Raw genomic sequence first — 10,923 nt, 5'->3', positions numbered from 1 at the left:
GCAATGGTCGTTATACCCGTCATCTTTTGTCTTGCGGCTGTGTTGGCTGCAATTTTAAAGCTATAGGATCTCTATTTTGAAGGTAATTTTTTGATTGATAAACCGTTGGGTGCAAAATCATCGTTGCTCACTCTGTATGACCTGCACAGCCATACTACCGCCTCGGACGGTATGCTCGCGCCGGAGGCGCTGGTGGAGCGTGCGGTTGCCATGGGAGTGGATGTGCTGGCGATTACCGATCACGATACCCTGGCAGGCGTGGCGGCTGCGGGTCAGGCTATTATCCGGCAATCCCTGCCGCTGACGCTGATATCGGGAGTGGAAATTTCCACTCTGTGGCAAAACCATGAAATCCATATCGTCGGACTGGGCGTGGACGCCGCCCATCCGGCCATGACCGCGCTGTTGGCGGCCCAGCGGGAAAAACGCCTGGAGCGGGCCATGATCATTGCCCAGCGCCTGGAGCACGCCGGAATTTCCGGCGCCTGGGAGGGGGCCCGGGCGTTTGCCGGCGAGGGGGTGATTACCCGCGGACACTTTGCCCGTTATCTGGTGAGTATCGGCAAGGCCGATAATCTGGCCGCGGTGTTCAAAAAATACCTGTCGAAAGGGAATCCCGGCTATACGCCGTCGCGGTGGTGTACTATCGAGGAGGCCGTGGACGCCGTTCGGCAGGCGGGAGGGCAGACGGTGGTGGCTCACCCTGGCCGGTATCAGCTTTCCGCCAAATGGCTCAAGCGTTTGCTGGATCATTTTGTGGCCGCGGGCGGCGACGGTATGGAGGTTGCTTCTTGCCAACAGTCTCCGCAGGAAAGGATATTACTGGCCGGGTACGCCCGTGAACGGCAGTTGCTGGGTTCTCAGGGGTCGGATTTCCATATGCCCTGTGCCTGGATTGAATTGGGGCGTAAGCTCTGGCTCCCGGGGGGAGTCGAGCCGATATGGCGGGACTGGCCGACGCAGAGTGCCATCCAGCCGTCGTTATTTTAAAAGGATAAACAGGGTTTGCCGGGGATTATCCCCGCTAGACGAGCTAAGGAGTGTTAATGAGCCAGTTTTTACCATTCATCCAGAGAATCCACAGCCGCGATTGATTAACCAAACCGTGGATCAGCTGCGTAAGGGCGCGGTTATCGTTTATCCCACCGATTCGGGGTATGCCCTGGGCTGCCGTCTGGAGGACAAAAATGCCATGGAGCGTATTTGCCGGATCCGCAAGCTGGACAGCGATCATAATTTTACCCTGATGTGTCGCGATCTGTCCGAGCTCTCAACCTACGCCCATGTGGATAACCAGGCGTTCCGATTAATGAAAAACAATACTCCGGGCAAATATACCTTTATTTTGAAGGCCACCAAGGAAGTCCCGCGGCGGTTGATGAACGAGAAGCGTAAAACCATCGGTTTGCGGGTGCCGTCCAATCCCATTGCCCTGGCCCTGCTGGAAAACATGAATGAGCCTTTGATGTCCACCACCCTGATGTTACCGGGTAACGATTTTGCGGAATCCGATCCGGAGCGCATCAAGGATCATTTGTCCAAACAGGTGGATGTGGTGATTCACGGCGGCTTTTTAGGTCAGCAGCCCACCACCGTTATCGATCTTACCGATGATACGCCGCGCGTGGTGCGGGAAGGCGTCGGGGATATTTCGCCTTTTCTCTGAGCGGGGTCTCCCTTTAACACGCGTGGTTCATGCTCCGATGATCGCGGGCCTAGCGTGCCATGTGGCGCTCCGGCGGGCGGGAAAACCACGCCCGCTTCGACCACATCGGCGCGCTCTCCCTATAACACGCCCGGTTATGGCGCCGGTGATCGCGGGTTACCGGGCCATGTGGCGCTCCGGCTTAAAGACAATCCGCCTTGTATTCGTAGCGATCCGCTTTCTCCGGCTCGTTAGCGGCGATGGCGACAATATCGGTCAATGTCGTTTTCGCCACCGTCTTGCCCGCCAGCAGCTGGAGGGCGATATCCACCACCGCTTCCCCTTCCTGTTTCGGGTTTTGCGCGATCAGCACGTCGATAGTGCCGTTTTTCAGGGCATTCACCTCCGCCGTGGCGGCATCATAGGCCACCAGCCTGACGCGTTTCACCGCGCCGGCCTGGCGCAGGCCGGTGATGGCGCCGATGGCCCCCTGATCGTTGGTGGAGAAAACCCCGGCCAAATCCGGATGGGCCGACAGGGCGGAGGTGACGATTTCCGCCGCTTTCTGCGGGTCGTCGCTTTGGTACTGCGGGCCGAGATAGGTTATGCCGGGATAGGCCTTGATCTGTTCGGCGAAGCCCCGTTCACGGGCATCCTGCGCCGCCGAACCGGGGGGCTGGGTAATCACCAGGACTTTGCCTTCGCCGTTCAGCAGACGGTTCATGGCTTGCGCCGCCATTTTGCCGCCTTGTTCATTATCGGTGATAATCTGGGTCGCCAGGAACGAGGTATCGTGCAGGGTCTGATCGACGGTGAGCACCTTGGCGCCCCGAGCGGCCAACTGCTTCATGGGCGCCGCCAGCGCCTGCATATCGGTGGGTACGATGGCCGCTACCGCCGGCTGTGTGGCGGTGACGGCGTTAACCACCGGGATTTGGCTGTCGGCGGCGAATTGATCCGGCGCGAAGACGGTTAACGAGAGGCCGGCCTGTTTGGCCTTTTCCTGGGCGCCGCATTGCAGCGCCTGGTAAAAGGGGCTGCCCTTTACCCCCAATACCAGCGCGACGCTGCCCGCGGGCTTGGCGGCGGCCGGCAGGGCGAGTCCCATGGCCAGGGTGCAGATCAGAGTCGACAGAACTGTTTTACGCATCATATATACTCCGTTAAGGTCAAAAGTTAACCGCGTTCTCTCGCCCGACGTTTCAGTTGGTCGATCCACACAGCCAGAATCAATACCGCGCCCATGGCGACGGTTTGCCAAAAGGGCGGTATGCCGAGAATGACAAAACCGTTCAGGAGAATAATCGGGATAAACACGCCGATTACCGTGCCGGCCACGCTGCCGATGCCGCCGAACAGACTGGTTCCCCAATACCACCGCCGATATGGTAGAGAGATTGTCCATGGCGTGGCCGCCGATGGTGGTGGTGGAAAAGCGGGCATTGGACATGACGGCGGCCATGCCCGCCAGCGCGCCGGAAATCATGTAAATCCCGACGAGCCGCCTGCGCACATTGACCCCGGCGCGGCGGACCGCCTCCATATTGGATCCGGTGGCGAAGACATGCAGTCCGAAGCGGGTAAGATGCAGTACCGCCGCCGCCGCTAAGGTCACCAGGACGGCGATGACCACCAGCATCGGTATGCCGGCGATATCGCCGCTGCCGATAACGTCCACCAGCCGTTCGGGAATGGCCCGGACATCCACGCCGCCGCTGATGATTTGCGCCAGGCCTAATGCCATGCCGAAAGTGCCGAGGGTGACAATCAGGGCCGGAATGCGGGCCACCGCGATCAGAAAGCCGTTCAGCGCGCCCCACAGGGCGCCGGCCAGCAGCGATACCAGCGTGCCGAGGGCGATAATGCCCCAGCCCGCGTCGGTGGTGCCGAAGGTAGTGCCTGCGCCTCCGGTGAGATAGAGCATGGTCTGGGCAGAGATGACCGAGGAAAAGCCCAGCCCCGCCCCCACCGATAAATCAATGCCCGCCGCAATGATGACGAAAGTCTGGCCTACCGAGAGCACCAGCAGGATGGCGGCATTGATGGCGATTTGCGACAGATTGTAGGCTGAGCCGAACTGCGCCGGACGCAGCAGCCAGAACAGCGCAATCAGGGCAATCAGCAGCAGGCAGATCCAGCCGCCCCCCAGCAGTTTCGCCAGGAATTCCCGCAGGCCGGCGGGTGACGGACCGTCCGTTGACGGACGCTGCTGTTCTCCGTGATGACCGTTGTCCGCCGTCCCGCGATGGCTGCCCGACGCCTGGGGCGGATCACCGGCGGAATACGCCGCCCCGTGACGGCTGCCCGGTCCCTGGGACGGTTCACCGGCCAACTGTACCGGGTCTGAATCGGACCCAGAGAGCGTATTTTTCATCGAGACTCCTCGGCGGCGGTGCCGCTGGTCATGGCGGTGACCAAATCTTCCACCCGCGCGCCGGCGGTGGAGAGCTGGCCGACGCTGCGTCCCAGGCGCAGCACTTCCACCCGGTCGGCGATTTCCAGCACCTGCGGCATATTGTGGCTGATCAGCACCACCGCGATGCCTGAAGCGCGTACCTGTTTTATCAATTCCAGCACCCGTTCGGTCTGTACTACCCCCAGGGCGGCGGTGGGTTCATCCAGGAAGATGACCCGGTCCGCCCACATGGCGGCGCGGGCGATGGCCACCGACTGCCGCTGGCCTCCGGACAGGGTGGATATGGGCACTTTCAGCGAACGTAGCGACACGCCCAGCCGGGCGAACTGGCCCACCGCCTTGCGCCGCATCGAGGCCCGGTCCAGACAGCCGAGTTTTCCCAGCAGACCGGGCAAAAGCTCCTCGCGGCCTAAAAACAGGTTGTCCACCGGCGTTAACTCCGGCGCCAGCGCCAAGTCCTGGTAAACGGTGGAGATACCCAGCTGCTGGGCCACAGAGGGGGAGGCCAGGCTCACCGGCTGACCGTCTATAAGGATCGTGCCGCCGTCGGGTCGGTCGGCGCCGGAAAGGATTTTCACCAGCGTCGATTTACCGGCGCCGTTATCGCCGATCAAGGCGCAGATCTCGCCCGGATAGACGCGGAAATTCACTCCTTCCAGCGCCTTGACATGGCCGAAATGACGGCTGATGCCGCGGGCTTCAAGAACCGGCGTGCTCATAAGCGGAATTCTCCAGCGGCAAGCCAATATTATTGGAAAACGCGAACCATTCGTTGTAGGCCGCGGCGGTCAAATTGGCCCAATGGGCAAAGGCGGCTTCCGCGTCGGGAAAATGCCAAAGCTCCACGGTTTGGAAATCATGTTGGCCGCGAATATGATATACCCCGATGCGCGCCGCGCCGGTCTGGGTTGCCTGTTTCGCCAGTTGGTCCCAGCCGGCCTGTTTTTCCCGCCGCTCCGTTTCGGACAGGCGGTACCAATGGGGCCGCGGGCGGGCATAATGAATCCAGAGACTGTTTGACATGTGTTTTCCTTATGCGCGTTCAGGCAGCAGCAGTTCGGCCAGCGGGCGGACTTTGCCCACTACGTGCCGAGAGGTGGTAAACATAAAATCGGCGGCGTCTTCATGGCCGCTGATGGCTTTATCGACGGTTTCGGGCCGGTCCGTTTCCCAAATGCCCAGGTGGTGCCAGCTATGGGCCCAGTCCAGCCGGTGGCGACCGGCGATATTGATGTTGAGCGCCAAATCCCCTTTAAAGGCGACATCGCATTCCGCGTCATAGTCGCGCCGCTGTTGTGCCGTCGCCTCGCACCAGGCATCGTTCCATTCCCAGAGGGCCATAAATCCCCAGTTGCGCTCCAAGGCCGGCCCTGAACCCCGGACGGTGGCGAACTCACGCGGGCCTATCAGCCATTCGGTGGTGAACAGCCGGCCCCAGCCCGCCTGTTCCAGGCGCACAGTGCCCGCCAGCGCCGCGCTCAATCCCGGTGCTTCAAAGGCGCCGGCCAGATCCCAGGGATGGGCGAAGCCGCTGTCAAGGGCCATGGGCCTCGCCTCGCCCTGCGGGTCGAACATGGCCCGGAATGACATCATCCATCCCTCGTCGCGCAATTGTTCGAGCAGCGCCATCAGCCGCCGATAGTCCTCGTCGCGGTAAATAGCCGGTCCGCCGTCCGTCTGCCGTTTGGCCAAAAATGCCACCACACAGCCGGAAGAGGAGGACGGCTCTGAACTGAATACTTCGGTTTCGCCGGTAAGCAGGGTCATAGCGCCTCCCGGACAGTCATAACCGCCTTCATCAATTCCTCCACCCGTTTGGCATCCACCGGCAGCCACCAGCGGCCATCCTGTTTCAGCCACTGGCCGATAATGGCGCCGTCGGCGGCGGCGAACAGGGTCGGCACCTGGCTCGGCGACAGCCCTGATCCCACAATGACCGGCAGGTTGGTGCCGCCGCGTACTTCGTTGACTTCGCGGGATTCGGTGGGGGAGCCGGTGCGGGTGCCGGTGGCGATAAGCACATCAGCGTCGAACCATTCCGCATCGGTGGCCTGTTCGGGAATGCTGCGGTCCGCCGTGATGGCGTGGGCGCCGAACTTGACGTGGACATCGGCGAAGATGGCCACGTCGCGGGCGTCAATCATGGCGCGATAGCGCATGGCTTCCGGCGCCGGGCCGTTGATGAAACCCTCATTGGCGACATAGGCATTGACCCATTGATTAACCCGTACCCAGCGCGCGCCCACCGCTTTGGCGATAGCCAGCGCCGGAATGGCGCCGTTGGCCACGCAGGTGATGCCGATGGGAGTGTCCACCGCGCCACGGACCTCCATGCAGACGGCGGTTAACGCCGCCACGGTCTCCGGGCCGATATGTTCCGGCCGCGAGAAGGGCAGATCGCTGGCGTTTTCCACGATAATGCCGTCGATGCCCCCCTTTGACAGGGTCAGGGCATCCCTCACCGCGGCGGCGGCGATGGACTTCATGGTTTCCCCTTGGTAACGGGGCGCGCCGGGCAGCGCATTAAGATGGATAACGCCTATCACCGGTTTTTTCACCGGGAAAAGCGCTGCCAGCATATCGGGTTTCTCGGGCAGTACGATGGGTGCGGCCATAATCTCTCTCTTGGTCATTATTCATTTGTCCCGGCGGTATAGCCGGCCGGGGCGTTCTCGAATCGGATCAATTGTTCGCGGGGGGGGTAGGAAGACGGCGCCCCCATCCCGCCGCAGCTGTAGGTGGCGGCGTAAACCGCCTCACGCAGCGCCAAGGGAACAGATAAACCCTCCAGGCGCCGGGCGATAAACCAGCCCGCCAGGCAGTCGCCGGCGCCGGTGGTATCCACCACGGCGGGCGTACCGATAAAACGGGCGTCATGGCTGGCGCCGGCACAGACATAACGCGCGCCCTGCGGCCCAAGGGGACAAATTACCGATTTGGCCCCCAGCGCCAGTAATTGCGCTACCGGCCCGGTGCCGATTTGCGCCAGGGCCCGCTGGTTGCAAAACACCGTTTCGGCGCCGTTCAGCACGGCGCGCAGGGGCGCCAGGCCGGCCATAAACGTGGCCGGTTCCAAATCAATAGACCAAGGGATGCCCGCGTGCCTGCAATGTTCGATGACGCCTTCGGCGGCGGCGCCGTAAACGGCGGTATGCAACCAGCCCACCCCTCGCCAATCGAGACCGCTCAACAGATCGGCGCCGGGGTACATGGATACGCCCGGTTCCAGCAGCAGCCGTTTTTCTCCCAGAGCGTCCAGCAAAACGATGGCGCGGCAGGTACGGCCGGGTCTGCGTCCGCCGGTAACCTCGATTCCCGCCGCCCGCAGCGGCGTCAACAAGCCCTCGGCAAATAAATCATCGCCGGTTTCCACCGCAAGGCCGACCGGGGCGCCGGCCAGCCGGCAGGCCAGCGCCGCGTTGGTCACCACGCCACCGGGCATTTCATTAGTGATGCTCACCAGCAGCTTTTCGTCGGGCTGGGGCATTTTGTCCATCAGCAGGGTAGTATCCAGGCTGATATCCCCGACAAATAACGCTTTACCGGCCGCGGTCACGACCGCACCAGATCGATGGTGAAGCTGTAGCGATCGGCGCGGTAGCTCACCGTGGCAAATTCCACCGGCTGCCCCAGGTTGTCATGACTCAACCGACGGGCAATCAGCACCGCCGTACCGCGGGCGATGGTAAGTAGCCGCGACAGTTCTCCGTCGGCGATGCCGGCGCTGATGGTTTCCCGCGCGCCGAGAATGCGGCAGCCGCAGTGCAGCTCCAGCCAGGCGTAGAGCGAGCCGGAATTGAGTTCGGCGACAGTGGGAAGGGGATTCCGGCTGAAAAGCGACGGCGAAAACCAGGAGTGGGATACCGCCATGGCCAGCCCGTCGGCGCTTAACAGGCGCGACACCATAAAGGTTTTGACGTTTTCCGCCATGCCCAGGGCGGCAGCCGCTTCCGGCGGCATAGCGGCCATTCGGGCGGCAAGGGTGGTATAACCGGCGGTAAATCCCCGCCGCCGCATATCCTCGGCAAAACTGGACATTTGATTCAACGGCTGTACCACATGGGGGGGGAGCACCATTGAGCCTTTGCCCGCGCGGCGCGTAATCAATCCCTCCTGCTCCAGCTTGTCCAGCGCGGTGCGGGCGGTGGTGCGGCTGACGCCGAAGGTTTTGTTCAGCGCCGCTTCCGAGGGCAGGGTATCGCCGGGCTAAAATCCGCCGAACTCGATTTCCCGCCGCAATCGCTCGGCTATCTGCCACCAAAGAGGCTGCGGGCCGGAGAGCAACCCGTGCTGATACCAATCCATAATTAACGCCTTGTTAACCTTAATGTCATGATAATTGAATGTCATGACATTGTTGTCAATAAAGGCAATTGAGAGAAATAACCATGAAAATCATACGGTTCAAGCGTTATGGCGGCAGGACATTCAAGGTTTTATGGAAAAGAAACAGCCAGTTAAAAAAGGACATTGATCCTTCTGTTAACCCAAAAAACGCTAATGTAAAGATCGATAGGAAATAATTATGATGCGGTTAATGTGAAATGCCTCACTCTTTGATGAGAGGAGATGGGGTTCTCTGGGGTCAACTAAGGTAATTAAGCTGCCCTGGATTGTTTACATGGTTTTAAACATAAAAATTTTCATTAGTAGCTTATTTGCAAGTAAAGCAAAATAATTCGAGCTAAGAATATGATGCTCTTCTTTCAAAGGCTGGGAAATTACCAGCCTTAATTATAACGCATCTTCAGGCAATGCCTTTACATTATCTGGCAACAAGCCATTTTCAAAATCGTCGATTAAAAATCACTCCCAATGATAACGAATTATCCAATTCCCATGCTCTGCATGCAGCTCTACATTTCCTTATTTGGCGCGCCACTTTAGGCTAAGATTTCATCCCAAGTGCCATGGCCGATATGCGTAGCCTTAAAAGCTAAAGGGACTGTTTTTGCATATGAATATGTTATCAATATCAAATTGCGGTCGCTGATATATATATTTGACAGCCTTAGCCTCGCTTCAAGTAAAACTGAAGGTAATAAATTTATTGCTCCTTTATTAACGAGTTTTTCTTCGCCAACTTATTTTCAATTAAATCAAAAATTCCGAACTTACTATATTATTCTTTCCCGCTAATGGGTTGGAACTCACTAACTTTAATTTTAAGGCCTCGGTAGGCAATACCTTCACACCGTCGGGTAGTTGCCCTGTTACATAACCTATTATAGAAAGTGAGTCGCCGCACAAAACATACTTTCCTGCTTTGCTCCATTCCTCCATTTTATCTCTTAACGTAGATAAATATTTTTTCTTCACATAAAATATTCGCCCACGGGTCAAGCATATAAAAATTATTATTTACCTTTATTCGGCATGCCCCATGGCTGAATTCTCCATCTGACTCGAAATAAGCTAATTCAGGATTAAACCCGTGCTTATGACACAGAGCATAAGCGATGAATGCCAATTCACCACAATTGGCAACTCCATGTTCAACGGAATAAGCAAGTCCTTTTCATAAGATTCCCTAGTATATTCACGTATCGCATTGATGTGAGCACTCGCTTGCAAAAGATTATATAGGCTTCTGTTAGCGGTACATTTGTTACTCGTTTTGCAGGGCTTCCTTTGAAAATTTGGCGCGTTTTATATAATATAGAGTCAAGCAGTGCCATCTTTTCATCAGACGTCGAGACTTTTCCTGTTAATGCATGTCTAGTGCCGGTATTCTCATTTAGCGCTAGGCCGAGCTTGTCTGCAACACCAGACTTAAGTATTTCTGCGTTGAAAATTTTCAATAAATTATTCTTTTGGCCGTAATATTCTGAAACCTTGCCCTGGGAGGTAAAAGTATTAAACAAAATTCCCATCCGAAAAATGGAACCGGATTTTATTCTATTTTTCATAAAAAGCACGGCACTTTTCTAATTCAACGCTTTTATCAACCGCGGTTAGTGACTTAGAGAAGCGAGCGTTCACAACCTTTTAAGAGCTCGGACAGGTTTTGTTGACATATAGAGTGTCCGGTGTGTTTGTTACATAAGTACAATTTTTCAACGATAATTGGGCCTTTAGAAAAGTGGAATCACCGAAATTATTCCACTTAAGTTCAAAACCTCTTGAGGGAGATTTCATAAAAATATAAGTATTTGGAAACATTTTTGATCACCTTTTAGCGGCTCCTGTCGAGCCTTAATTTGAAAATGAAGCCTAATGACATAATAGATAAAGTTTATTCTTCAATTGAGAATTATGATCGCAATTTTAGACTTTCTGCAAACATAGTAAATATCCGCATTGCAACTCATTTAGTTGAACGTGATCAACTATTTCATCCACTGCTTTGTTGAGGTTGTCTTATCTTTCAATATGACAAATTTTAGAGAGTTGCGGCAATCGGAATGCGAGCGTTTACCGTTGCGGCTATTGCCGATAGGTTAAGCGATTTACTACGTTTGCTGCAAGGCTATAGCGCGCTTGAAATCAAGGGTTTCAAGCGTAGTAGCGCCGCAGCGGTGACGGTCAGTGTCAAGGTTGTTGTCACCCCCTGCTGGTGGAGGTATAGCTTCTATACCCGTCCTACTTCAAGCTGCAGCTGTGTTGGCTGCGCCCCCACACCCCAGTCACTTACCTGAGTAAGCTCCTGGAGTTCACGGGCTTGCCGCCTTGCTGCAACTCGAATTATTTTGGGTATAGTTATTTAGGCAAAGGGATTGAGAATCTGTTTGAATTCCGTGCCCGTCACGTGACAGAATCGTTATTCCTCGCTGATCGCATACCCACCGGGTTGCTCGTACAATCGCGACAATGCCGGTACATAAAAAAGGCGGGAGTCATCCCGCAGGCTGCTCCGCCATGT

General features: G+C 56.8%; 9 protein-coding genes and 1 pseudogene. 2 read left to right on the top strand and 8 right to left on the bottom strand.

Annotated features, from left to right (window positions below):
* Positions 1-90: 90 nt before the first annotated feature.
* The gene (rnm, locus tag GTU79_RS15505) at positions 91-990 is read left to right on the top strand and encodes an RNase RNM (RefSeq protein WP_275956897.1); all 900 of its coding nucleotides are present in this window, start codon (positions 91-93) and stop codon (positions 988-990) included.
* Positions 991-1,063: 73 nt separating this feature from the next.
* Positions 1,064-1,666: an L-threonylcarbamoyladenylate synthase gene (locus GTU79_RS15500; RefSeq protein ID WP_214514154.1), complete on the top strand. Its 603-nt coding sequence runs from the start codon at positions 1,064-1,066 to the stop codon at positions 1,664-1,666.
* A gap of 181 nt (positions 1,667-1,847) precedes the next feature.
* On the opposite strand, the gene GTU79_RS15495 is transcribed toward GTU79_RS15500, so the two are convergent.
* The 8 genes and pseudogenes from GTU79_RS15495 to GTU79_RS31430 all read right to left on the bottom strand — a co-directional run.
* Positions 1,848-4,019 (bottom strand): substrate-binding domain-containing protein, encoded by a 2,172-nt coding sequence (locus tag GTU79_RS15495; RefSeq protein WP_214513116.1) that lies wholly within the window; start codon positions 4,017-4,019, stop codon positions 1,848-1,850.
* The gene (locus GTU79_RS15490; protein WP_203521278.1) at positions 4,016-4,780 is read right to left on the bottom strand and encodes an ATP-binding cassette domain-containing protein; all 765 of its coding nucleotides are present in this window, start codon (positions 4,778-4,780) and stop codon (positions 4,016-4,018) included. The genes GTU79_RS15495 and GTU79_RS15490 overlap by 4 nt, the downstream gene beginning before the upstream one ends.
* Positions 4,761-5,084: a hypothetical protein gene (locus GTU79_RS15485; protein WP_203521279.1), complete on the bottom strand. Its 324-nt coding sequence runs from the start codon at positions 5,082-5,084 to the stop codon at positions 4,761-4,763. The genes GTU79_RS15490 and GTU79_RS15485 overlap by 20 nt, the downstream gene beginning before the upstream one ends.
* Positions 5,085-5,093: 9 nt before the next feature.
* A complete protein-coding gene (locus GTU79_RS15480; protein WP_203521280.1) occupies positions 5,094-5,828 on the bottom strand; it encodes a hypothetical protein in 735 nt (244 codons plus the stop codon).
* The gene (locus tag GTU79_RS15475) at positions 5,825-6,694 is read right to left on the bottom strand and encodes a BtpA family protein (RefSeq protein WP_253073302.1); all 870 of its coding nucleotides are present in this window, start codon (positions 6,692-6,694) and stop codon (positions 5,825-5,827) included. Before GTU79_RS15475 ends, GTU79_RS15480 begins: the two co-directional genes overlap by 4 nt.
* The gene (locus GTU79_RS15470; RefSeq protein WP_214513115.1) at positions 6,694-7,617 is read right to left on the bottom strand and encodes a carbohydrate kinase family protein; all 924 of its coding nucleotides are present in this window, start codon (positions 7,615-7,617) and stop codon (positions 6,694-6,696) included. The genes GTU79_RS15475 and GTU79_RS15470 overlap by 1 nt, the downstream gene beginning before the upstream one ends.
* Positions 7,614-8,168 (bottom strand): GntR family transcriptional regulator, encoded by a 555-nt coding sequence (locus GTU79_RS15465; RefSeq protein ID WP_214513114.1) that lies wholly within the window; start codon positions 8,166-8,168, stop codon positions 7,614-7,616. Before GTU79_RS15465 ends, GTU79_RS15470 begins: the two co-directional genes overlap by 4 nt.
* Before the next feature lie 24 nt (positions 8,169-8,192).
* Positions 8,193-8,237: pseudogene (locus tag GTU79_RS31430) on the bottom strand (hypothetical protein); the annotation flags it as partial.
* Positions 8,238-10,923: the final 2,686 nt, after the last annotated feature.

It is taken from the genome of Sodalis ligni, assembly GCF_016865525.2.
GTDB classification, from domain to species: Bacteria; Pseudomonadota; Gammaproteobacteria; order Enterobacterales; family Enterobacteriaceae; genus Acerihabitans; species Acerihabitans ligni.
Note: the sequence above shows the minus strand (reverse complement) of the source record. Positions and strands in the feature narration are given on the sequence as shown.

What these genes read in the sequence shown, in the direction of transcription:
- GTU79_RS15485 (WP_203521279.1), bottom strand. Translation starts at nt 5,084, where the DNA reads ATGTCAAACAGTCTCTGGATTCATTATGCCCGCCCGCGGCCCCATTGG.
- GTU79_RS15475 (WP_253073302.1), bottom strand. Translation starts at nt 6,694, where the DNA reads ATGACCAAGAGAGAGATTATGGCCGCACCCATCGTACTGCCCGAGAAA.
- GTU79_RS15495 (WP_214513116.1), bottom strand. Translation starts at nt 4,019, where the DNA reads ATGAAAAATACGCTCTCTGGGTCCGATTCAGACCCGGTACAGTTGGCC.
- GTU79_RS15480 (WP_203521280.1), bottom strand. Translation starts at nt 5,828, where the DNA reads ATGACCCTGCTTACCGGCGAAACCGAAGTATTCAGTTCAGAGCCGTCC.
- GTU79_RS15490 (WP_203521278.1), bottom strand. Translation starts at nt 4,780, where the DNA reads ATGAGCACGCCGGTTCTTGAAGCCCGCGGCATCAGCCGTCATTTCGGC.